Source organism: Patescibacteria group bacterium (assembly GCA_041651155.1).
GTDB lineage: Bacteria > Patescibacteriota > Patescibacteriia > CAIXNZ01 > CAIXNZ01 > JAPLYF01.
Genome location: JBAZJU010000003.1, coordinates 32465 through 56673 on the forward strand (window position 1 = coordinate 32465; position 24209 = coordinate 56673).

Here is a 24209-nt window from a genome sequence, read left to right on the forward strand (position 1 = left end):
TGATTATGGATCCCTATATTCAATTAGCGCAACAAACTATTTTTAATCATTTTGGCGTAAAGCAAGCCGATTTAGAATCTTTGAATTTGCCTAAAGAAATGTTAACCAAAAAAGCAGGAGTTTTTGTGACTTTATACCGCCATGGCAAATTGCGCGGTTGTATTGGCACATTAGAGCCAACTAAAAAAAATATTGCAGAGGAAATTAAACAAAACGCAATTTGGTCAGCTACAGAAGATCCCCGCTTTGAACCTGTAATAGCCAAAGAATTAGAGGATTTAAATATTTCTGTTGATGTTTTAAATCCCTCGGTTGCAATTAAGGATATAAAAGAATTAAACCCTAAAAAATATGGCGTTATTGTGGAAGCAGGCAGAAAAAAAGGGTTGCTTTTGCCTGATTTGGAAGGAGTTGAAACAGTTGACGAGCAAATAAGTATTGCTTGCGAAAAAGCCGGCATTGATCCTGCAAAAGAAAATTTTTTAGTATATAAATTTACAGTTACCAGACATGAAGCCTAAAATAGCTCAAATAATACCATTTGTCCGCTTAACAAGAAGCTTGAATTTTTTTGACTATATTATCCCGGAGGAGCTACGGTCAGAAATAAAAGTCGGACAATTAGTAGAAATCCCCTTTAGAAACAAGATGGTTAAAGGGGTTATTTTAGGTTTAGCAGAAAGTTCAAAGTATGAAAGTATAAAGTTAAAACAGATTTCTAAAATAGTTGAACCTATTCCCCTTTTGGCCACTTGGCAAATTACTTTAATTAAAGATTTATCGCAATATTATTTTGTTTCCATGGCTACTATTTTGAAAATGCTGATTCCTGAAATTCCTAAAAAAGTAAGATTAAGTCGTAAGAAAATTTTACAAGAATTAAATTTTTTATCTGCGCCAAAATCAGAAATTGCGCTTGAACAATTTTATAATTCTGCCAAACCAATTTTGTTACGCTGTTATAAATTTGAGGATAAAATTGGAGCTTATCTTGCTTTGATTAAAAAGGTTTTAAAACAAGATAAGCAGATTGTAATTATTGCGCCGACCCTAAACGAACTAAATAAAATTTATCAATATTTGGGTGATTTTAAAGAAGAAGTTTCCGTGTTTTTAAATGATTTGCCAAAAAACAAATATTATTATGAATGGCTGAGGATTAAAAATAGCCAGGCAAAAATTATTTTAGGCACGCGCAGCGCAATTTTTGCGCCATTTAAAAATTTAGACTTAATTATTATTGACGAAGAAGATAATGAAAATCACAAGCAGGAAGAGCCTAATCCGCGTTATAATGTAAAAACAATTGCCTTAAAATTACAGAAACTAATTATAGCAAAAGTCATTTTTACTGCCAGAACCCCATCAATGGCTAGTTTGCATAACGTCGCTCTTAAAGAATGGCAATTTTATGAAATCAATAAGCCAAAAGACTGGCCAAAAATAAAAATAATAGACCGACAGATTGAATTTAAAAAAGGTAATTATTCTATATTTAGCGAGGAACTTTTAAAATGCATTGAGTATAATCTAAAGCGCGCTCAAAGAATATTTTTATTTTTAAATCGTAAAGGTTTAGCCACGGTTTTGTCCTGCAAAGATTGCGGATATTTGGCAAACTGCCCCACATGCAAACTGCCTTTGACTTGCCAGGTTAGCAAAGAATTAGTCTGCCATCACTGCAATTATAAACAAGATATTTTTCTATTTTGTCCGCAGTGCAAAAGCCCAAATATAAAAATTACTGGGACTGGCACAGCCAAGGTGGAATTAGAGATAAGTAAATTGTTTCCCCAAGCCAGAGTTTTAAAACTAGACATTGACAGCCCTTTGAATAATAAAAAGATTGCTGATTATGATATTATTATTGGCACCCAATATGCCTTTGATTATTTAAATTGGAAGGAAATAAATTTAGCCTGCGCTTTAAATGCAGATACGTTGCTTTATTTGCCAGATTATCGCAGTGCTGAAAAAACATTTAATCTTTTAGCTGGACTGGCAATATCTATGGCAGATCCCAAAAAAGAATTTTTGGTTCAGACTTTCTCAGCAGATAATTATATTTTTTATGACTTGCCTGCGCTTGATTATAAAACATTTTATAAAAAAGAAATTACTGAACGCCAAGATTTACATTATCCGCCTGTGGCAAAGCTAGTAAAATTAATTTACCAAAGCATTGAATTTAACGGCGGCCAAGCAGAAATAAATAAAGTCTATAGAGAATTAGTTTCAAAAGTTGATATAAATAAAGTTATTATTAATCCCCCGCTTTTAGCTTATACTCAGCAGGTTCGCGGCCGTTTTCGCTGGCAAATTATTATTAAGCTATTAGAGCTGGATCTGAAATTAGATTTTTTGAATGATTTGCCTGAGGATGTGATAATTGATGTTGAACCGGAAAATCTGCTATAAAAAAAACCCGTTTTGGAAAACGGGTTTTGGCTGTATTTTTTTAGGCAGCGTTTTTTTGATGTTTTTGCTTGATGTGCATATGTTTGTGATCTTCAAAAAAATGTATTTCTGCAATTCTCTTGATGTCATTGGCCATGGTAAATTTTGTAGCCCAAACCTCAACCGTTTTGCCTTCTCCCAGACAGGCGCGTACAAGAGGTTCATAATCAGAGTCGCCCGAGACCAAGATTAAATGATCAAATTCATTCTTGTATAAATGCCCGGCCATTTTTACAGAAATATAATTGTCAGTCCTGCTTTTGCCGGTTTTTTCAATCGGGCAAGCAGGCGCGTAACTTTTATACGGTGTAAAAATTATTTCAAAGTTTAATTCCTCCTCCAAAAAATGAAGGAAATCGTTTTTTTGAGGAGCATTACGCGGTGCATCGTAAAAAACATAGGCCATGACAATTTCCTTTTTATTGCCTTTGCCATGTGAAATATGCTTTAAAAATGCTTTTAAATCAATATTATGGCCAATGGCTCTGGTCATGCCAGAAAAATTAGGCATGTCAATCGCTATTGCTAGCCTCATCTTCGTCTCCTTTCACCCTTGAAATTTTCTCCTATCTATGCTAGAATAGAGAATATTCAATCTTACTATATTTTTTTATTTATGTCAAGCCTTAAGCTAATCAAAGTGCCGAATCCAATTTTACGGCAAAAAGCCCAAGAAATTAATAAAATTACACCTGCAATCAAGCAGCTTATTTTAGATATGGGGCAATCAATGAAAGAAAATAAGGGTGTTGGCTTGGCTGCGCCACAAATCGGCCAAAGCATACGTTTATGTGTAATTAGCACAGAACAAGGGCCATTAGCTCTAATTAATCCACAAATAACCCGGAAATCTTTGAGAAAAGAAGCTGAAGAAGAAGGTTGTTTAAGTTGTCCGGGTGTCTGGGGCTTGGTTAAACGCTCTAAGGTTATTTATGTTAAAGCTTTAAACCAAGACGGCAAGGACATTAAATTCAGGGCTGAAGGCTTATTTGCCCGTGTTATTCAACATGAAGTTGATCATTTGGCTGGTGTTTTGATAATTGATAAATTTGAAAATAAAAAAAAGAGGTAATCAAATACGATCACCTCATTGTTTAAACTCCTTTTAGCCAAACATCATGTCGTGCCATTCTTTTTTTGCTTTGTAGCGCCAGAGGACTAAAAGTCCAATAATAATAAATGCTACGGCTAAGATTCCCAAAATCATTTTACCCTCCTTTTTAAAGCTATTTTAAACTTAGCATAATATTTAAATAAATGTCAATAGATTTAAAGAAAATTAAAGTAATTTTTATGGGTACGCCGGAGTTTAGCGCGCCTATTTTAAATGTTTTAATTGAAAATTATAATGTTATGGCTGTCGTAACACAGCCTGATAAAAAAGTCGGGCGTAAACAAATTTTAACAGCTTCTCCGATAAAACAAATTGCTTTGGCAAATCAGATTGATGTTTTACAACCAGATAAAATAAAGGGTAATACAGGATTTATTCAAAAAGTAAAAGCATTAGAGCCTGATTTAATTATTATTGCTGCCTATGGTTTAATTTTGCCAAAAGAAATTTTAGACATGCCTAAATATAAAGTAATTAATGTCCATGCTTCGCTTTTACCAAAATATCGCGGTGCTTCCCCTATTCAAGCAGCGATTTTAAATGGTGACAAAGAAACTGGCGTGACTATTATGTTGGTTAATGAAAAAATGGATGAAGGCGACATTTTAACTCAGGAAAAGGTCAAAATAATGCCTGAGGAAACTTCCGAATCTTTACATGCTAAACTTTCAGTCTTGGGTACAAAATTATTAATGGAAACTTTGCCTAAATGGTTAGATAAGGAAATTAGACCTCAAAAACAAGATGACAGCCAGGCAACTTATTGTAAATTAATTTCTAAAGAAGATGGCCAGATTAATTGGCAAAAATCTGCGCTTGAAATTGAGCGTCAGGTGCGGGCTTTAAATCCTTGGCCGGGAACCTGGGCTAATTGGAATTCTAAAAAATTGAAGATTTTAAAGTCAAAAATTTATGAAGTTGATAAGGCTGGCGAGGTTGGCGAGGTTTTTAAACTTAATAATGGTCTGGGAGTTTATTGCGGTCAAAATGCTTTAGAAATTTTAGAACTTCAGCTGGAAGGTAAAAAGCCCATGACAGCCAAGGAATTTTTAAATGGGTACCCGGGTATTATTGGCGCCACTTTAATTTAACATTTTAATTAATATAAAACCGACTTCTGAAAGTCGGTTTTTATAGCGCAAATTTTCTCAATTTTAGCGAGAAATATTTTTGCAGCTCTGGCATTTGTAAACATCACGTTTACCTTGTTTTGTGTCAATGGTTATTTTGCTTTTGACACGAGTAATTTGCCCACAGTGTGGGCATGACCAGCCATAACCGCCTTCATACGCAGAAGGAATCTCATAATAATCAGGCAAATTCAATTGAACACTTATTCGGCTATTTGCCAAACCCTTGCTTCCAGCTTCTTTTCCTGTGGTACGGTAGAAAGTTTTGCATTTTTTGCAACGCCTGATTTTTTTGCTGCCCTGAATAGTTTTTTTAATAAAAGGGTGGGAATCTTCAAAACTAGATTGGCAAGTTGGGCAGTTTACAGATAATGGAAAGTCATAAAAATCTGGCCGATAATTTTTTCCAGGCTTGCCAGCTTTCCTGTCAGCTGCCTTTTGACGGCGAATGTGGCGGCGCATTCCTTTGCTTAATGGGCTTTCAACAAACGGCATTTTTTCCTCCTTATAGAATTTTTAGGAGGCCCGGGGGACTTTTAGACCTTATTAAGGGAGCTAAATTACTCCAGGCCTCCTCTGCCGATGATACATTGGTATCTTAAATAGATTTTATAAAATTGTCAAGGCACGTCGTTCGCAAAACGACGTGCCAAGGAAATCAAAAACACCCCAACGTATGTTAGAGTGTTTTTGGTATCGTATAGATGATTAAAATCTGCGAAAACTTTTGCGTCTGTTTCTATTGCAATCTCTGCAATAAACTGGTCGGTCTGGAGATGGTTTGAATGGAAGTGAAGTAATATCAACACCACATTCAGCGCATTTCAAACCCATATCAGTTACATCAAACATTGGTCTAGGAGCTTGGTTATCATCACGAAAATTAGAATAAGCCATATTTAGTTTAAGTCCCTTGTAAACAAGGTCGTTTAATTAATTATTTGGTTTTTGCCTAGTCGACTTATCCGCGGTGCGGATCCAAGGACTTAACTTTCTGACTTATCTCTAATTTAATTGATCTAAGTTTTTGAAGTTAAACTAACCAAAGTTTTAATAGTTCTAGTATACTCTATTTTAAAGTTTCTGTCAAGAAGCGCTATTCTGTTTCATAATGGGTAAGCTCTGGTTTATCCTGCATAGCTACTGATTTTCTAAAGCCTATTCTATCATGCGCTTGATCACCCAACCCCCACATTCGGCCACAAAAGACCGTATATTCGCCAAATTTATCATTTATTCGGTCTAGTGCTATGCTTAGATTTTTATCTTTTGCCTTGTAGAATAAGTTTAATTGGCCAGTTAGCGACTGGAGGCGGGTAACTGACACAGCCAGCATGTAGACCTTGGTTTTGGGCGGATTTTGCAAAATAAGGCTGTAAGCAGCCTGAAATATTTCTTCAGTGGTAAATAAGGTTTCCGCTGTTTTATGGCTTTTAAAAAAGCCACCGCCGTATTTTAAACTATAGCCGCTGCAAATGCCCCGGGCTTCTAAGCCAGATTCTCTTAAACGCCGGCCGGTTTTTTCACAGAGTTTCATTAAAACAGCGCTAAGATATTTTAAATCATTGGTTTGTTTGGGAATACAGTATGAATGGCCAATTGATTTTGGTAAAATTTCCTCCTCTGTTCTCACTCCTTCAATTTCCACTCCATTAGCATTGGCCCAGAGATAATAACCTGGTTTGCCCAGAGCCTGCATTATATTAGCAACTGGGAAATTTTTTAAATCCAGCAAAGTATAAATGCCCAGCTGGTTTAAACGTCTTTCCATTCTTTGTTTAATGCCCCAGGCTTCAGTTATTTTAACCTGGGAAAATATTAGCTCCATTTTTTTAATAGAATCAATCAGCAAGTAATTATCTTTCTCGCAAATATCAGAACCAAATTTGGCCAAAAAGCGCGTCCAGGAAATTCCGATTGAGCAAGTTAGCCAATCTCCTACTTCTTTTTTAATCCTATTTTTAATTTCTGTGGCGATTTTTTCTACTTGCTGCCAATTTTTAATATAGCCTGTTAAATCCAAAAAAGCTTCGTCAATGCTATAAGGTTCAATCCGTTCAGTATAGTCGCTTAAGATTTTAAATATCTTTTCAGTAGTTGATCTATATTTGGCTGGTTCGTTTTCAACTAAAATAACTTTGGTATAAAGCTTTTTGGCTTCTGAAACCAGACAGCCGGTTTTAATGCCCACTTTTTTGGCTTCTTTGGATGAGGCAATAATACAGCCCTTGGGACTCAAATACGCGCAGACACCAACAGGCTTTCCGCGATAAAAAGGATTGGCCTGCTGTTCAACAGAGGCAAAATAGGAATTCATATCAATGTGGAGGATGAAATTGGCCATGATTATATTTTATTTTTTTAATAATTAAATTTCGTTTTAATTTTAAATTTTTAATGACTAATTATTAATTAATTTTTTTAATGTTTTAATGCCTAAATTAAATCATTATAACATTTAGTCATTGATTAAAAATTAGAAATTAATCATTTGTCATTCACTGTAAACCTCCTCCAAATGCCAGGTTAAATTATTAGTATCAAAAACCAGCTTGAAAAAGTTGTTTTGGCTAGTGACTGAAAAATAAACCAGTTTGCCATCCCCTGTCCTTTTTTCATAAACCAGATTAATTTTCTCAATAATATATTTCTTTTTGGTCCACTTTAAAGCATAGGGTTTAGGACCCCTTTTAGTAAAGATAACTATAACCTCAATCGGGTCGTTTAACTTAAGTAAGGGCATAAGGATTGAATAACAAATGACAAATACCAAATATCAAAAAAATAACAAAATACTAAATTTAAATGATAAAACGTTTTAAAATTAATTATTTGAGTTTTGAATTTATTTTGTTATTATTTATTGGGTATTTGTCATTTTAAGTTATTATACCCCGAACAGAAACCGAAGGCAATAAAAAATCAAGGTTATTGGCCTTGATAGTATTATCAATACAAATAGAATTTTATTTATCGGCTAATTTTTTTGTCTAAATATGGCTGCACAGAGCATTAAATAGCCTATTCCCAAGGGATGGTTTAAATACGGGCTGAACATGTTTACAGTCATCAAGACAATTAAGCCAATCAGGAAGCCAATTCGTATAAGGCTCGGCCTTGAATTAATTTCATTTATATTTGAATTTATGACAGTTTGTTTAAGGCCGAGCCTTGAATGAATGCCCAAATAAAGTATTTGTCCTATTAAAAACAAATAAACAAACAAACCAATAAACCCAATTTCCGTTACCGTATCCAAATACCCCCATTCAAAAGTGTAAGTTGTGTACCAGCCCTCGGGATTTGAATCATTTTTAATGCGCGGATCATCTGATTTGTATGTTAAACTAGTGCCAAAGCCAGTGCCTAAAAGAGGCGCTTTTTTAATTTGTTCAATTAAAACCGGCAATTGGTTCCAACGGCTAGATACTCCTGCTTCACCAAAAAAGGCAGTAAAGCGTGTTTTAAGTAAAGAAAATGCTAATTCTGAGGAAGGTTTGGGGATTGGGAAATTGGCGATAGAGAAAAACAACAAGATGTTGATAATCAGGGAAGAAAGAATAATTCCCATAATTTGTGCCAATTTTTTGAGCCGTAATTTTTCTTTAAAAATCAAATAAGCAAAGAGAGCAATAAATCCGACAATGGCACTGAGCCAAAAGGTGCGGGAAAAAGAGATTAAGATTGAGGTTTCAAGTATGATTATCATAATAATGGACCAGACAAATTGTTTTCTCGGAACCGAAGAAGCGATTGGCCCCGAAGGGGTAAACGAATCGCTTCTTCGGTGGAGGAGTAATAAAATTAGGGAAAAAATAATAAAAATTCCAATCAAGCTCCATATCTGCGACTGGAAAAATATTCTAAAAAAATTAGCCCCGGCATAAGTAATCTCCCCTACCCTGGTATCGCGAATCCAGTGGTAAAGCAGATCCGATGTATTTAGAAATCCATGAGAAAAGAAGTATAAGGTTACAAATACTTTTAAGGAGACATAAGTTATTGAGGCGATTAAAATTTTTAGAAAATTAATAACTTGCTTTTCATTTTTAAAAACTTCCAGGAAAACAAAAAAGAGACCGAAATACAGATAACCGTTAAAATCAAAAAAAGTGTTTGCCAGACCATTATGGTGTAATAGTCCATTGATAAACCCAATCCCGAGGAAGGCAATTAATAAAATAAAGTTTTGGATTAGGCGATCCTTTTTTATCTTATTTATACCCCACTTTCTTGTCCGCCATAGCGTAAGCGACGGCGGAAGTGGGCAAGTTTTAGGCCTGCTAAAGCAGGGTATAAAACAATATTTTAATAACCAGACCAAAAAGACAATTAAGAATATTGCTAGACGAATCGGCGCTTTAAAGCCAGGTAATTGCAAGTAGAACAAATACCCATAAGAACCTATCATTAGTTCAATTAAAGCAATATAAAGACCATATTCTAGCTTATACAAGGTAAATAAAAGAACTGCGATTGAGATAAGAATTAAGAATATAGAAGATAGAAATGCTGATTTAAAGCTGATTAAGGAAAGTAATTCAATGAAAAAAATGGCTAAAATTAGCTTTATAATATTTATATTTAAGATTTTTTCAGGTGTATCTATTGACATTTTTATTGAAATGTGTTATTATAACTGCATTAGTCTAGGTTCATTTCGGAACCTGGCAGATATAATCTTTGAAAGGAAAGAAAATGAAAAAGTTAATTTGTTTGGTATTGGGCATGATCGTCCTTTTGCTAACCACCACCGCTTGCGCAAGCATGAACAAAAGCGTTTTCGAACCTGGCATCAGCATTGCTGCAACACCTGCTTTTCCTCAAGACGTTTCTTCTCCGACCTGGGCAGAACAAGCCGGCAAGGTAGTGACCACAAATCACTCCCCCAAAATAGTAGAAGTGGAAATTCGCTTCTATCCATTTGGCCTTTCACAAAGAGGTCTTGTAATTGATAGATACTTTCTGCATTCTAACTGTTTCGGTGCTTATTTTGGTACAGATGGCGATTATTCCGCCACAATCATCGAAGTGAATGGGTCTGTGACTCCGTTCGTCAAGAATTTTCGCCTCATAAAAGGTGAAAAGATTGAAATAACTTATGGTCAATAAGACCAACTTGTACACAAAAATTGTGTTACACCCTGTCAATTCTGGCGGGGTGTTTTTTTGTGTATGTATTGACATTTTTTTAAATATATGATAGTGTAATAATGCGGTTGGGAGGGCTGTATATACAGTTCGTTGAAGCGCATAACGCTAATATCCTACTCCAATCCATTTCAAATTGGTTTGGAAAAGTCTGCAATCACGCAGTCTTAAGATATAAGCGTGCATCACCTGGCTGCATTAAAATTTTTTTCCCAGAAACTCGAAGGTTTGCGGCTTTTCCTGAGAGTACTTATTGGGGAAAAGGCATCAATTCTGTAAAGAAAGAAGATGTCAAAGAGCCGATTTATTTATCATTTAACCTTGCTATTCTGGCAGGGTTTTTTATTTTTAAATTTTTGACTGGGGTTTGGGTTTGATTTTGAAAATTTAATTAAACTATTGACAAATTAATTATATTTTGTTAAGATATTTTTATGAGATTAAGGTAGAGCAACGAAAGAATTCCTAAATAAGGATCCAGTTTAGGAATTGTTTCAAATAATGGTGCCTTAACTATGGGCTCAGCTCTTTGCTGAGTGCAAACTGGTTAGCACACTCGATGTTCCTTGACCTTATCAAGTTCTGCATTGCATTATTATGCCTTAATCTCTGGCGAATATTCCACCCTGTCAATTCTGGCAGGGTGTTTTCTTTTTTAAATTTTTAGGTACGATACTTGACATTTTTATAATTTTTGTTAAGCTATATTTGTGTTAGGGAAGAGAGTCCTAAGTAAAAGGAAAACAGTATCGCCGAAAGTATGCTGCTGAATGGATTTTTGGGGGTGATGGCAAAAGTCCCTCACAATTCAGGTAGGAAAGAACACGAAATCTTACAACTAGAAAGTAATGTTATTCTCGGCAAAGGGTACCCTTTGTTATCCTACCTTCCCTAACCGCTAATAGTCAGTTGAGGTGGAGAATGCCTTTGACACGGAGTGTGGAGGCGAGGGACGCCCATTCCTCAAGTAAGGGCTCAATCTCGGCTGGAAGTCCAGTTGCCTTACTCATCTCAACTGATTTGCTAATTACCCAGTCAACTGACCGGGTTTTTTATTTAAAGTAATTCATAACTGCTTTTTATAATAGCAATATTTTAGGTAATTTAAAAGGGTATTCTGAAGCGAATACCCTTATTTATTAAATAGCCATTTGGAATAATTCCTGATATTTTTTCAGGAATTCCTTGGCATGATTGCTGGCTCTGGCTGAACTTTCTCTGAGCATTTGGCGCAGGTCTTTTTCAGTCAGCTTGAATTCCCTTTCCTTTTCTCGGTATGGAGTGAAATATTGCCAAAGTGAAGTAGTCAGGATTTCTTTGCATTGTGTGCAGCTTAATGTTCCGGCCTGGCACTGCTGGTGGATTTTTTCCTGGCTGGCCATGTCCTTAATTTTGGGCAAAACATAATAAGCGTAAACGCAGCACTTTTTTGGATTGCCAGGATAATTAAGGCCCAATCGCGTGTCATCTGTCGGCATTTTGAAAACTTTTTTTCTGATCAATTCAAGACCATCAGTTGGACAGATAAAATTTTGGCGCTGACTGCTGGTTCTTTTCCCATCAAAGCCAGGTATGGGCGGGACTGGCGGAATGATCACCTGAGGAAAAATAAACTCGCTCACATCCAGCTTTAAATTATGGCACAGATTACGGATAATCTTGTGCGTTAATTCCACATTGCCAGGAATACTTGAGGTTACAAATGGCGCCTCAAAAATGAGTACGTCTGCAAGTTCCTGGAGCGGATAGCTTAGAATTCCGGCATTGATTATTTCTTTGTCCTGCTTTTTCCTTTTGGATACAATGGCTTTTTGCAAAATGTGAACAGGTGTTGCCTGTAAAAGCATTTGAAACATTTGGGCATGCTCAGGCACCATGGATTGGGCAAAGATTGTGCTTTGCTCATAGTTTAAACCAGCGCACAGCCAGGATTTGAATATTGTTAATGTATCCTGGATTAAATTATCTGCTTTGGCAGTCGTCAGGGCTAAACTATTGTAGATGCCGAAAAAACAATCGTATCTTTTTTCCAGCCCAAGCCATTGGTCTATGACCATTAAATGTTTCAAATGGATAAAGCCAGTTGGCCTCATGCCAGAGAGAAATCTGAATTTTTCGCTCATGATTGCCTCCTTGTCAAATAACCAATTTAATATCTAAATTTAGCGCATAATATTGATTTTGTCAAGCTAAACCAATTTGTCGCATCAGGTAAATAACCACTTGACTTTTTACTAAACTATGCTATAGTTTAGTATTCGCTCATTGAAAATTTGAAAGGAGAAAAATAATGGAAAGAAAAGTCATTAAACTTGATTTTAATGTTACTAATAGGTGCAATTTTCGTTGCAAACACTGCTGTTTTCGTTCTGGCGAAGTTAATTTGACAGAACTGCCTTTTGCCATGATTCAATCTGTTTTGACTGAATTCAAGGAATTGGGCGGTCGCAGAATTGACATCACTGGCGGTGAAGCCACAATGCGCCAAGATTGTTTTCAGATCGTTGAGCTCTGCAAATATCTGGGGTTTAAAACTGAATTAGTGACAAATGGCTCTCTGCTTGATGAAGAAAAATTGAAGCGCTACAAAGACCTCGGTCTTGATGGCATAGCGATCAGCTTGGATGGATCCAAGTACAAATTCTACAGCCAAATCCGGCCTGTGGCAGAAAAGATTTACAAAAAAATCCTTAAAAACATTGAACTGGCCGCGAGGTCTGGCTTTTACACCAAAGTCAATACGGTTGTCTTTGATTCCAATCTGCATGATCTGACGGCAATCACCCGTTTGGCCGTTGTCTTGGGCGCGCGCGAACAGGGCTTCTATTATTTCAGTCCCATTGGCCGAGGTGATTGTTTCACTGCCAATATCGCTGATCCGCTCAAATGGATGCAGGTGATCAGGCAACTACTGATTGAATTTTACAATAAGATCGAAATCTCCATGGAGACGCCGATCATTGAGTCAGAATTCACCAGAAAAATCGATACTCATTGCTACATGGAAAGACCATGGCATTTGCAGATTTTGCCTGATGGCAATGTCTTCCCTTGCGCCATTATGTGCGCGCATCAAAAACCATTGGCCAATCTCCATGAGCAAAGTTTGCGGCAAATCTGGGAAAACGAGACACAACTCCAGAAATATTTTGAGCAACAAACTCAGCCCTTATTTAAGGACTGGGGTGGCTGCGTCAATTATCCGCAACTGCGAGGTAAAATTGCGAGCAACAAATATTCATTTGTCTGCTTGTGCAAAAAATTCAATCTCAAGGAATTAACCAGATGAAAAGAACAAGAGGAAAACTAATTATTTTTGAAGGCATAAATGCTGCCGGCAAGACGTCTCTGATTCGACTTATTTTAAAGTTACAGCCCGATTGGCTTTATTGCAAAGGGCAAGGTGACAAAAATACTTCGTGGGGACGTTTTGCCCGGCGTCATCCTTCAAGCCCCCTGCTTTTAATGGAATTGTTAATCACCAATCTGTTAATTGTCAGGCCAGCTTTGAAAACCGGCAAGATTGTCCTGCATGATCGTTATTTTTTTTCAATCATGGCTTTTTATACCGCGCAAAAATGGTATAACCGGCTATTGGGAAAAATATTCCTGAAATTACTGGTTTTTCCTGACCAGATTTTCCTCGTGGACGTAAACACTGAGGAAGCGCTCAGGCGCTTAAGAAATGAAGAGCCGAATCAATTCCATCAGCTCTATCTGGCCAATCCCCAAATGATTAATCAGGAAAGAGGTTATTTGTATCAATCCCTGGAAAATTATCAAAACGTAATTAACATCTCTGGGAAAGATTCAAATAATTTGGCCTTAACAATTTCCGAGAAGATTGGAGGACCAATCAATGACAGCTGAAAATCAAGAAATTAAGCTTAAAAATATCGGCTGGGGTTTTGGCATCTGCAATATGAAATGTCGCACCTGTTATTCCGCGGCTTGTAAAAAAGCCAGAGAATACAGTTTTCTTGAATTAAAGATCGCCGCTGACAAACTTTGTCATGTGATACGATCTATTAATTACGGCACTGGCGAATTCATATTTAATCCTCATGTCACAAATCTCGCCGAGTATATTGCCTCATGCTATCCCCGCATTGAACAGGCCGTGACCAGCAATGGCACAACCATTATTCTGCTGGGACATGAGCGGCTCAAGCGCTTGTTTCATGACATAGACATTTCCATTGATTTTCCCAATCCGGAAAAACACAATGAAATGAGGCGCCATCCCAAGGCCTGGCAATGGTCCATGCAGTCCCTGCAAATTTGCCGGGAGGCCCGCATTGAGACCTCAATCGTCACCTGCATTACCAGCAAAACAAGAGACGAAGATATTATGGATTTTCTGGAGCTGGCCAGTAAATATGGCACTTCTTGGCGCTGTAGCTGGTTTAGGCAAAAAGGTCGTGGCAAATCCGATCTGCGCATTTTGGCGCCAAGATTCTGGCAGATTATAAAACTGCTGAGTAAGCATGCGATCTTTGAAGATTTGTCTGAACCAATACTGCAAGGTATGTTTGGCCAAGAAATTGAACGCCCGGGCTGTAATTGCGGTCGGGCTTCCTGCCGCATTCAGTCCAATGGTCTGGTCGCGCCTTGTACCTTTTTGGGCGGCCCTGAATGGTCAGCTGGTTCTTTGCTGGAACAATCAGTGGAAGAAATTTACCAGAGTCAGCCCTTTGCCAAGTTAAGAGCAAGGGATGTGCCCTTTTGCCATGATTGCCGCTACTATCCCAAATGCCAAGGCGGCTGTGCTTCCAGAGCTGTTTTACATTCTGGCGGACTAGATCTCCCTGATGATTTTTGCCCGATTTACAACAAGGTTGAAGTCGACATCAATCCAGGAGATATAAAAGTGATTAAGACAAATAAAGTTCACAGTGAATATTTGTGTACGACAATCGTACACCCTAAATAAAAGAAAAAAGAGTCCCTCGTGGGACTCTTTTATAATTGTATTATTTATTTTACTTGTTCACTTTTACGCTGCGTAGCCATAATTATCAGTCGACAGCGCACATGCGGTGAATTTTTTATCAGGTTGTCAAAATCCTTACGGTTTAATTTCAGGGTTCTGACTCGATCAATGGCAACGACATTGGCTGTTCTAATGCCATCTTGTAAAAGTGCCATTTCCCCAAAGTATTGTCCCGGGAAAAGAGTGGCTATTTCGCGAACGCCGCCGTTTTCCTCTAACATGACTTTGGCTTTGCCTTCGGTAATGATGTAAAAATCATCGCCTCTTTCGCCCTGAGTTACGATATAAGTGTCTGGTTCATGAAGTTCTTCCTGAATCTCCTGGGAGATTTGAATATAGGATGGGGCATCCAGACCCCTGAAAAGGGCAATGTCCATGATAATGGGCCGATACTTATGTGTTTTTGCCAATCTCTTAGCCAAAAGTGGTTCTTTGAGTATCCGGTTGGAAATTTCCTTGGGAATTGCTAAGACCCGTAAAGGACTTCTGGCTTTAATAGTGGCTGTGCAAGGGCAATTTTTTGTGACGGAAAGTTCTCCAAAGAAATCGCCGCTAGACAGCTGGGTGAATTCTTCATTGTCAATGATGACCAAGGCAGTTCCACCTAAAATGACATAAAACTCTTTGCCCGGGCTACCTTGTTCCAAAATTACGCTGCCAGCTGGGAATTCTTCGATCTTTCCGCTAGACAAAAGCACGGAAATCCATTGCGGTTCTATGCCGTAGAACAATGGCACTCGAAATAGCGTATTCATGGCTTCCAAGGCCGTGTCCTGGGGGATAAGTTCCCAAATTTGACCTGTCTTGGGCGTGCAAAATTGCTGGCTGAGCTCAGGTGTTAATTTGGCGCTGTGAGTCAGGACAAGCCGTTTTTTTACCTCGCTGGGTAATTGAGCAAGTTCGTCTGTCAGCGGATGGATTGTGCCTCCACCGCCATCAAGAAACATCAGATCGCAATCTATTGTGGGAATGCCTTGGACGCAAGCCCTAGTTTGTTCATCGATGATTCCCTTTTCTGCCAGTTCCTGAATTTTCTTGCCCCAGGCAGTATCGCCTGAATAGACAATGCTTTTACCTTTGACTGTGACTTTGAAGCCGATCGTTGGAATCGGGTGTACCGTATTCCAGAAATCGAATTCGGCGCCGTACCAACTGAAAGGTTCATTGACTTTTACTTCAATCAGCTTAACGAATTGCTGAACCACATCAACCGGCAGATCGAGAATGTAAGCGGTTTTCAGGAGAAAGCCAGCGAAAACGGTTTTGGTTGTCATAATGCTGGCCATTTTGGAATTGACCACCATATCCAGGATGGAATTGTGGTCGTCGTGAATGTGGGTAATCAGGAATGCCTCGATTTCGTGAGGATTAATGCCAAATTCCCTGCAATGCTCTTTCAGCCAGCTTACACCATCAACAATGATGGGCAGGCCATTTATCCAGATAATCACCCCAGAAGTGTAGTCGCTGGGATCAAAACCCGACGTGCATTGGCTCAGGGCCATGGCGCCCAGGATTGATCTCTTGGGCAAATTTTCCGGAGTGATAAGCGGTAAAGGCGGTGTTTGAGGATTGTTCAGGTTGATGTCAGCGAAATATCCTTCGTCCTGATCTGTGATCTGGAAAACATTTTCCGCGCGCTTGGTAACTAGCATACCGTCAATTTCCACTTTGCCTTTTGCATCAAACGGTATGAAATTAATCATGTCGTCGAGCGTGGCAATTGAACTGTTTTTGTTATGAAGCGCCAGATAATCAGATATCTTGGAAATGCGCTCATATTCTTCATCGCTGATACCGAACTGATCAGCCTCCTGCTTATTGATTCCCAGCAAGGTCAGGCGCAAAATGTTCTTGATCCTTTCCAGCTGTTTTTTTTCGCCGATCACGGCCAGTTTTTCACCTTTGAAAAATCCGCCGTAGACGAAAAGAAAATCATAAAGTGGAAATTCCAGTGCTGCCTGGTTGATTCCATGCCGGAAAAAAGTCGAGGGCAGGACAATCCTGTTTGGGACTGTTTTTCCCATCTTTTTGAGAAGTTTGACCACCTCTGAAGGGCAGCCAAGCATAATTCTCCAGTCATAAATCTGACAACCGGGCATTAATTCAAACAATTTTTGTTCCATTTTCTTCCTCCTCTCTTAAATTTAAGGAACATTTTAGCTTAACATTTTTCGATATTTTTGTCAATATTTTATTAAAAAAGGAGCTAATCTCTTAGCTCCCTATAGGTTAAATTTTTGACTGCGGTTTGGGTTTGATTTTGAATATTTGTGATAACCAGGCTAAGCTTAAACTGAAGCAACTTAACAACTTTACAACCAAACAACTTAATAATCCCACATGTTTTTTAAAATAAATTGCCATTCCCCTATTAAATCGTTTCTGTTTTTCTAAGCTCATTTGCTGGGCAAAACTTTTAGCTTCGTGATGAATAATTTTTGTTTTTGGCGTATAAATAATTTTCAAGCCTAAATCCTGAATTTTCATGCATAAATCCAGATCCTCCCACCAGATAAAATAATCAGGATCAAACCCGCCAATTTCTTTAATTACTCCTGTTCTGGCAAACATAAAAGCTCCCATGATCTGTTTAACTTCCTGTTCTTTTTCATAAATAAAATTTTTGGCTAAATATCTATTTAAACATTTGGTTTGAAAAAAATGATGGAGTTTTAAAAGAATTAAAAGTTGGTCGCAGAGATTAGGATTATTTTTAATATTTTTTTGTAATGTGCCATCAGGATAAATTAACTGGCAAGTTGAGAGAGCAATTTTTTCATCCTGTGCCATGAGATCAAACATTACTTTAAAACTATTTTCTATTAATTCAGTATCTGGATTTAAAAATAATACATATTTTCCTTGGGTGTGTTCTAAGGCCAAATTATTTGCATTGGCAAAACCCAGGTTTTCGTTGGAGGCAATTAAATTAACTTGAGGAAATTGTGATGCCACCATTAACGCTGAGGCATCTTTGGAAGCATTATCAACCACAAAAACCTCAAATTCTAAACCTTGTGTTTTATCAATGATTGATTGTAAACACTTTCTGAGCAAGTCCTTAACATTCCAAGAGACGATGATGATTGATAGTTGCATAGTATAAAAATTTTGTGTAGTTAAGGATTCTTCGCTATTAAAGTGGTTGTGTAGGAAATGATTTTTTGTTGCTAGTCCGCTCTGAATGACGGGGGGGGCGAGCCGAACGCCCTTTGTCATTCAGAGACCCCAACAGGCCGAAGAAAAGGCAAGGATTTATGGATTCAAGGATTCTTCGCTTGCCCCTTCGGGGCTGACGCTCTGAATGACAGTGGGGGTAAGTTTTTCATTAATTAACTCCAACATTTCCCCTACCCTAATTTGCCAAGTATTATTCTTTAACATTTCAAATTTTTCCGGCGCTAATCCCTTTTCCTCTTTTAAGGCTTGGTTAACAAAATTATTAAATTCTTCTGGCGATTTGGCGACTTTAATCAAATTGCCAAAGCGTTCAATCCCTGGTATATAAGTTGAAACTATTGGTAAGCCAGCAGCTAGATATTCATAAAACTTCATGGGATCAGTTGATTTGATAAAATCATTAATTTTATAAGGAATAATGCCCACATCAAAGCCATTATAAAGCGCTGGAATATCTTCATATTTTATTGGTCCTAAGAAATGAATATTTTTATACTCTTCAAATTTATCCTTGGGAAAGTTTGGCCAAACTGGACCAGCTAAGACAATGGATTTATCTTGATTATTTTTCGCTAAATTTAGCAAAATTTCAGTATCAATTCTGTCTTGCAATATTCCGAGAAATCCAATAATTTGTTTTGGGATATTAATTAATTTGGGCGAAACTTCGGATACACTTTGAAAATATTCTAAATCAACTCCATTGGGTAGCCAAGATACATTGGCCTGATTATTAAATAAATCCTTTTTTAAATTGGCTGAAACAGTGAAAATTAAGTCAGATTTTTCTTGGATTGTTTGATAATTTTGTTTTAATTTTGATTTGTACGCCTCATAACTTGAATGTTCTGACCAATTATCAACTGCATCAAAGATATTTAATTTTTGGTTAAAATTGTCAAAATAATCAATGTACATTGGATTATAATTCCAGGCAATTAGATTATTTTGCATGTTTTCCTTGGCAATAATTTTATTTAGTTCTGTAATGATTCTACTTTTATTTAAAACAGAATCAATTGTGGAATAAACTAAAATTTTGCTGGAAATTTGCCAGCATTGTGAAGTCAAATCTCCATAAATAATTGTTCCTCTTGTATCCTTTAATATCTGATCTGAAAAGTAAGTTTTAATTGCTTTTTTAATGTTAAAAGGCAGAAAATCTACAGTAATGACTTTATTTATTTCATCTCGTTTAACTAAATTATGTAAAACATGGAAATTGCGATTGACAACTCCTTTTTGCCAGTCGCTGTATTTGGACATGTTGAACATTATTATATTCAGTTTGGGTGGGTTGATTATGCTCATTATTTTAACTGTGCGTATTTTAGTAAATTTGGAATAAAACGATTGTAAGATATTGTAAGACAATTGTTTTACAGCAATATTACAATTGTCTTACTAAATCGTCTAAATAATATTCTTGAGCTTGTCGATTTGCTGATACCAATTAAATTCAGATAAAACGCGTTGTCTGCCCTGAACACCTAATTTGTTCGCTAGCTCCGGGTCGTTAAAGAGCTTTAAAATTGCCTGGTTAATTTCCTGGACACTTTCTGGGTTCACTAAAATTCCGGTTTGGTTATCTATGACTGCGTCTTCCGCTCCCCCGCTTTTGCCAGCAATCACTGGTTTGCCAAATAAATTAGCTTCCAGATAAACAATACCAAAGCCCTCTATGTCTTCGCCTATTTGGCGCGCTGGCATGATAAAGATATTGGCTAAACTATAAAAGGCAGGGAGATTTGAATTGGGTATGTCTTCAGCAATTATTAAATTCCCTCTGACTTTTAAATCCTCGGCTAGTTTTTCTAATCTTTCTCTGTCAGGGCCATTGCCAACAATTATATAGATTAAGTTGGGTATTTGCTTAGTTAATTCTGGTAATGCTTCAATAACTTTATCAAAACCTTTTCTGGGCACTAAACGACCTACAGAAAGCAGTATTTTTTTATGATGTAAATCCAGCTCATTTTTAATAATTTGCATTTCATGTTCGTTGAATTGTTCAAGTTGTAAATTTGGACAAGGATAGACAATTGTTATTTTATTTTGTTTAATCCCCAAATTCAATACTTGATTTTCTGTATTATGGCTATTAACAATAATATGTTTGGCCTGAGTTAATATTTTTACTGCCCAGTATTTTTTCCAGCTTGATTTTTGGGCATTCATTATGTCATAGCCGTGCAAAATAACAATGTATGGCAATTTAAGCATTAACGCAATATAGCCCATTGGTAAAATATGGCTAATTACAATTTGTTCAATTTTAGATTTTTTGATTATAGGTTTAGCCGCCAAATATGTTTTTAACCAGCGTGGCCAAAAATATTTAGATAATAATTGTGCCCTGATAATTTTATAAGGCTGCTTGTTATCAAAATGCTGGCTTTGCTCGTGATTATTAGCTAAAACTAAAAGATTGCCTGGTGGAAAATTTTTGCTTAAATTAGCCAAATAATTTGCTACGCCTCCAATTTGCGGTGGGAAATCAATTGTTATTAATAATGATTTTTTCATACATTTTCTTCTAAAGTTTCTTCCGGGGGTAAAATTACATTCTTTTTAAAAATAGCTTGCCACAAATATTTTAGATCGTCTTTGCCAAAGCCTTTAAGCAGATAAAGAATTATTGTGTAAATAAAAGCGCTTATAATAATTAGGATTATAAAATTTATATGCTCTTTGGTGTAAATTATAAATATTGCCATAAATACTGATGCCAGAAGAGCTTTGATTGATTTAATAGTAAGAAATTTAAAGTCATACTTAATTATTTTTGGAACCCAAATTAAATTCAAAATAAACAGCAGGCTCAGGCTGATTAAGGTAGCGATTGAAGCGCCGATTTGCTGGTATTTGGGAATTAAAATCAGATGAAGAATTATATCTATAACCATGATAATTCCCATGTTGGTCGTATTTACAGTTTGTTTATCACAGGCATTTAATAATGAGCCGACCGGATAAGATAGGAATAAGGCAATGATTGCAAAAATCAAAATTTTTAAGGTTAAAATAGATGGTTGATAACCAGAGCCATACAGGCCTAAAATTATTTTGTCAGCTAATGATCCCAGGCCAAAAGCAATCGGTAAAGCGATAATAATTAAGAAAAACATTGATTTTTCAAAAATTATTTTTAGCTTTGACTGATCATTGGCAAAGGCAGCGCTCATGGCCGGATAAATAGCTGCAGCAAAAGAGGCCGGTAAAAAGATAAAAGCATAAGTTATTTTATAGGCCACTGAATACCAGCCTACTGCTTGATCGCTGATTAAAATAGACAGTAAAACTTGGTCTATAAATGTGTAGACTCTGGTAAAAATCGCGGCCAGGGCAAAAGGAAAAGCAATTTTTAATAATAACTTTACAATGCTTTTATTCCACTGGAAACTAAATTTAAAATGTAATTTAACCTTTAATAAAATGAAAGAATATATAAAGCTGAAAGAACTGCCGGCCAAAAGCGCAAAAACTAAGATGTAGAGGGGAAATTTTAAAAAAACACCAATTAAGCCAACCAAGACAATTAAAAGTTGGTTTATAGTAATGCTTATCGCCTCGTATTTTAAATTTTGATAAGCGCGGAAAATTGCCCAAAAGCTAAGGGTAAAAGAATCAATAATCATAATCACGCCTGCCAAATAAACCATTGTTAAGGTAATTTGTGACTTATTTAAGAGGTTAATTATTACAATTGCGGCTAAATATGTCAGGACTGCTAATAAAATTTTAATTGATAATACATTATTTAAATATTCATTTGCCTTATTTTTGTCTTTGGCAGATTCCCTGATTAAGACCTGAGTTAAACCGAAATCAATAAAAACAGACAAAATAGTAGTAAAGGATATGGCAAAAACATATAGCCCGATATTATCGGCGCCAAGAAATCTGGCGATTAAGGTAAAATAAATAAAAGCAAATATTTTCTGGAAAATATAGGCGCTAGTTAATAAAGTTGTATTTTTGGCAATATTTTGTTGCATTTATTTTCTATTTATTGCGCTAATAAACGTTTATAATGATACTAATATACTAATATTTTACTAATGATACTAATTAGTATTAAAATTAGTAAATTCGTAACTTGTGCTTATTTTAGCATAAAATCTTTAATTTTAAAAGATAACAAAACACCCCATAAAATGGAGTGTTTTGTTTTGTAAAAATATAGAATTTTGTGAGGTTTAACGCTTGGCCCACTGTGGGCTTTTTCTAGCTCTTTTTAAGCCAGGCTTCTTTCTTTCTTTAATCCGAGCATCTCTTTTGAGATATCCTGCGACTTTAAGCGTTTTATGAGTGTCTTCATTGTATATTTGAATAGTTCTGGCGATACCATGCCTGATTGCTTCAGCCTGACCCTTTTTACCGCCGCCTCTGACAATTACTGAAATATCTACTTTTTTATCCAAATCAACTAATCTTAAAGGCGCCAGGATAATTTCCTGCAATTCATAGTCAGGCAAATATTGTTCTGACTTTTTATTATTAATCATGATTTCACCTTTGCCCTTAGGAATCAACCTAATCTGGGCAATAGCGCGTTTGCGCTTGCCTACCGCATAAATATATTTTTCTTTAGTTTTTGGAATGATTTTTTCTGGCATATTTATTTAATAGTCAATCTTTTAATCATCGCTTCTCTAAGTCTGGTTTTGGGCAGCATTTTATAAACTGCGTTTCGCAGTATTTTACCCGGATTGTCTTTTAGCCACTTTTTAATGGGGATTTTTTTTATGCCGCCTGGATACTGGGAATGTCTATAATATGTCTTTTGTTCTTTTTTCTTGCCTGTAAATTTTAAGTTATTAATATTTGTAACATTTACAAAATCTCCATTATCAATTTGAGGGCTAAAATTAACCTTACCCTTGCCTCTCAAGAGCAGGGCAATCTTTGTCGCTAAACGGCCGACTGATTGATTTGAAGCATCAAGAGGAATGGTTTTTCTTTCAATTTTAATGTTTACATTTGTAGTTTTCATAAAATTAGACAAATTCAATTTGCACCATTTTGGCAGCATCGCCTTGGCGTGAATTAAGCCTGATTATCCTGGTATAGCCGCCTTTTCTGTCTTTGTAGCGCGGACTTAAATCTTCCAAGACTTTCTTAACAGCATTGGCTAAATATAAATATTTATGTAGTTCACGGCGGCTTGTTAAGTCATTCTTTTTTCCCTTTGTTATTAGTTTTTCAACAATTGGTTTTAGAGTTTTTGCCTTGCCTTCTGTGGTTTTGATTTTTTCGTACAAAACTAAACTCGTAGCTAAGCCGCGAAGCAGCGCTTTACGAGGAGCTTTTTTCCGATCTAAAATTTTACCTTTATTTCTATGTCTCATATTACTTTATTTTTTAGCTTTTTTACTAGTCTTAACGGCTTTTTTGGCTTTAGGCTTTTTAATCTTGGCTTTATTTTCTTCTTCTTTTTCTTCCGGAGCTTCTGGCGTTTCGGAAATTAAAAGATTAAAATGATCTATAAGCATTTTTGCGCAAAAATTAATTGCTTCCCGCGGGCTGATTGTGCCATCTGTTTCCAAAGTTAATGTTAACTTGTCAAAATTAGTAATTTGTCCGACACGGGTATTTTCAACTTTAAAGCCGACATCTTTTATTGGCGTGAAGATTGAATCAATGGCAATAGTCCCGACAGATAAATTCTCCTTAGATCGATTTTCTGTTGGTTCAAAACCACGTCCTTTTTCCACAATAATCTCCATATTAAATTCAGTCCCCTTGTCAGTAATAGTGGCAATTTTCAAATCAGGATTTATAATTTCAACATTGGCATCTTTAGCAATATCTCCGGCCAAAACATCTCCCATGCCCTTTTTCACCACTTTCAAAACAACCGGTTCATCGCTATATAATTTAAGTCTTAGTAATTTTACATTTAGCACAATCTGCAATATATCTTCATAGATTCCTGTTAAGGCGGAAAATTCATGCGGTGCGCCTTTTATTTTTATAGCAGTAGCAGCGGCGCCTGGCAAAGATGATAATAATACCCGTCTTAAGGCATTGCCCAGGGTTGTGCCATAACCATGATATAGCGGTTCCACTGTTAGAATTGCGAGATTAGAATTTTTCTCTTCCTTTAATTCTATTTTTGACGGTAAGAAAATATTTTCCATATTTTTTAGTCGAAGGTTCCCCCTCGGAATTATTATTT

At 36.5% G+C, this 24209-nt stretch carries 24 protein-coding genes; 8 read left to right on the forward strand and 16 right to left on the reverse strand.

The window, feature by feature from the left end:
* Positions 1-5: 5 nt before the first annotated feature.
* Entirely contained in the window at positions 6-521 is a 516-nt protein-coding gene (gene amrA / locus WC460_03180) for an AmmeMemoRadiSam system protein A (protein MFA5188338.1), read from the forward strand.
* Positions 511-2418, forward strand: coding sequence for a primosomal protein N' (gene priA / locus WC460_03185; protein ID MFA5188339.1), 1908 nt, complete (start codon positions 511-513; stop codon positions 2416-2418). Before amrA ends, priA begins: the two co-directional genes overlap by 11 nt.
* A gap of 40 nt (positions 2419-2458) precedes the next feature.
* Here priA and WC460_03190 read toward each other — a convergent pair whose 3' ends face one another.
* Positions 2459-2992 (reverse strand): NYN domain-containing protein, encoded by a 534-nt coding sequence (locus WC460_03190; GenBank protein MFA5188340.1) that lies wholly within the window; start codon positions 2990-2992, stop codon positions 2459-2461.
* Positions 2993-3073: 81 nt separating this feature from the next.
* On the opposite strand from WC460_03190, the gene def reads away from it, so the two are divergent.
* Positions 3074-3529, forward strand: a complete 456-nt coding sequence (gene def / locus WC460_03195; GenBank protein MFA5188341.1) for a peptide deformylase — start codon at positions 3074-3076, stop codon at positions 3527-3529.
* A 185-nt stretch (positions 3530-3714) separates the two neighbouring features.
* Positions 3715-4662, forward strand: coding sequence for a methionyl-tRNA formyltransferase (gene fmt, locus WC460_03200; protein ID MFA5188342.1), 948 nt, complete (start codon positions 3715-3717; stop codon positions 4660-4662).
* Between the two features lie 63 nt (positions 4663-4725).
* Here the strand turns inward: fmt and WC460_03205 are convergent, their stop codons facing one another.
* From WC460_03205 to WC460_03225, 5 genes are all read right to left on the reverse strand, one after another.
* Positions 4726-5196, reverse strand: a complete 471-nt coding sequence (locus tag WC460_03205) for a hypothetical protein (protein MFA5188343.1) — start codon at positions 5194-5196, stop codon at positions 4726-4728.
* Positions 5197-5409: 213 nt separating this feature from the next.
* Positions 5410-5598, reverse strand: coding sequence for a CxxC-x17-CxxC domain-containing protein (locus WC460_03210; GenBank protein ID MFA5188344.1), 189 nt, complete (start codon positions 5596-5598; stop codon positions 5410-5412).
* 199 nt (positions 5599-5797) lie between these two features.
* Positions 5798-7045, reverse strand: coding sequence for a DNA polymerase IV (locus WC460_03215; protein MFA5188345.1), 1248 nt, complete (start codon positions 7043-7045; stop codon positions 5798-5800).
* A 150-nt stretch (positions 7046-7195) separates the two neighbouring features.
* A complete protein-coding gene (locus tag WC460_03220) occupies positions 7196-7444 on the reverse strand; it encodes a hypothetical protein (protein ID MFA5188346.1) in 249 nt (82 codons plus the stop codon).
* A 234-nt stretch (positions 7445-7678) separates the two neighbouring features.
* Complete coding sequence (locus WC460_03225) at positions 7679-9316, reverse strand: O-antigen ligase family protein (protein MFA5188347.1); 1638 nt, start codon at positions 9314-9316, stop codon at positions 7679-7681.
* A gap of 83 nt (positions 9317-9399) precedes the next feature.
* Here WC460_03225 and WC460_03230 point away from each other — a divergent pair, with 83 nt between their 5' ends.
* Positions 9400-9813 (forward strand): hypothetical protein, encoded by a 414-nt coding sequence (locus tag WC460_03230; protein ID MFA5188348.1) that lies wholly within the window; start codon positions 9400-9402, stop codon positions 9811-9813.
* Positions 9814-10991: 1178 nt separating this feature from the next.
* Here WC460_03230 and WC460_03235 read toward each other — a convergent pair.
* Positions 10992-11975 carry a hypothetical protein gene (locus tag WC460_03235; protein ID MFA5188349.1) on the reverse strand — a complete coding sequence of 328 codons (984 nt, stop codon included), beginning with the start codon at positions 11973-11975 and terminating at the stop codon, positions 10992-10994.
* 167 nt (positions 11976-12142) lie between these two features.
* On the opposite strand from WC460_03235, the gene WC460_03240 reads away from it, so the two are divergent.
* The 3 genes from WC460_03240 to WC460_03250 are packed head-to-tail and all read left to right on the forward strand — an operon-like array spanning position 12143 to position 14785.
* On the forward strand, positions 12143-13141 hold the full coding sequence (locus tag WC460_03240; protein MFA5188350.1) for a radical SAM/SPASM domain-containing protein: 999 nt from the start codon (positions 12143-12145) through the stop codon (positions 13139-13141).
* On the forward strand, positions 13138-13722 hold the full coding sequence (locus WC460_03245; protein ID MFA5188351.1) for a hypothetical protein: 585 nt from the start codon (positions 13138-13140) through the stop codon (positions 13720-13722). The genes WC460_03240 and WC460_03245 overlap by 4 nt, the downstream gene beginning before the upstream one ends.
* Entirely contained in the window at positions 13712-14785 is a 1074-nt protein-coding gene (locus WC460_03250; GenBank protein MFA5188352.1) for a radical SAM protein, read from the forward strand. Before WC460_03245 ends, WC460_03250 begins: the two co-directional genes overlap by 11 nt.
* Positions 14786-14829: 44 nt before the next feature.
* Here the strand turns inward: WC460_03250 and WC460_03255 are convergent, their stop codons facing one another.
* The 9 genes from WC460_03255 to WC460_03295 all read right to left on the reverse strand — a co-directional run bounded on the left by WC460_03255 (position 14830) and on the right by WC460_03295 (position 24171).
* Complete coding sequence (locus WC460_03255) at positions 14830-16971, reverse strand: cyclic nucleotide-binding domain-containing protein (GenBank protein MFA5188353.1); 2142 nt, start codon at positions 16969-16971, stop codon at positions 14830-14832.
* Between the two features lie 106 nt (positions 16972-17077).
* A complete protein-coding gene (locus WC460_03260) occupies positions 17078-17947 on the reverse strand; it encodes a glycosyltransferase family 2 protein (GenBank protein ID MFA5188354.1) in 870 nt (289 codons plus the stop codon).
* 156 nt (positions 17948-18103) lie between these two features.
* A complete protein-coding gene (locus WC460_03265) occupies positions 18104-19294 on the reverse strand; it encodes a glycosyltransferase (GenBank protein MFA5188355.1) in 1191 nt (396 codons plus the stop codon).
* 147 nt (positions 19295-19441) lie between these two features.
* Positions 19442-20554 (reverse strand): glycosyltransferase family 4 protein, encoded by a 1113-nt coding sequence (locus WC460_03270; protein MFA5188356.1) that lies wholly within the window; start codon positions 20552-20554, stop codon positions 19442-19444.
* The gene (locus WC460_03275; protein ID MFA5188357.1) at positions 20551-22026 is read right to left on the reverse strand and encodes a flippase; all 1476 of its coding nucleotides are present in this window, start codon (positions 22024-22026) and stop codon (positions 20551-20553) included. Before WC460_03275 ends, WC460_03270 begins: the two co-directional genes overlap by 4 nt.
* 201 nt (positions 22027-22227) lie before the next feature.
* Complete coding sequence (gene rpsI, locus WC460_03280; protein ID MFA5188358.1) at positions 22228-22647, reverse strand: 30S ribosomal protein S9; 420 nt, start codon at positions 22645-22647, stop codon at positions 22228-22230.
* A 2-nt stretch (positions 22648-22649) separates the two neighbouring features.
* Positions 22650-23024, reverse strand: coding sequence for a 50S ribosomal protein L13 (rplM, locus tag WC460_03285; protein ID MFA5188359.1), 375 nt, complete (start codon positions 23022-23024; stop codon positions 22650-22652).
* A 4-nt stretch (positions 23025-23028) separates the two neighbouring features.
* On the reverse strand, positions 23029-23379 hold the full coding sequence (gene rplQ, locus WC460_03290) for a 50S ribosomal protein L17 (GenBank protein ID MFA5188360.1): 351 nt from the start codon (positions 23377-23379) through the stop codon (positions 23029-23031).
* Between the two features lie 6 nt (positions 23380-23385).
* The gene (locus WC460_03295; GenBank protein ID MFA5188361.1) at positions 23386-24171 is read right to left on the reverse strand and encodes a DNA-directed RNA polymerase subunit alpha; all 786 of its coding nucleotides are present in this window, start codon (positions 24169-24171) and stop codon (positions 23386-23388) included.
* Between the last annotated feature and the right edge of the window lie 38 nt (positions 24172-24209).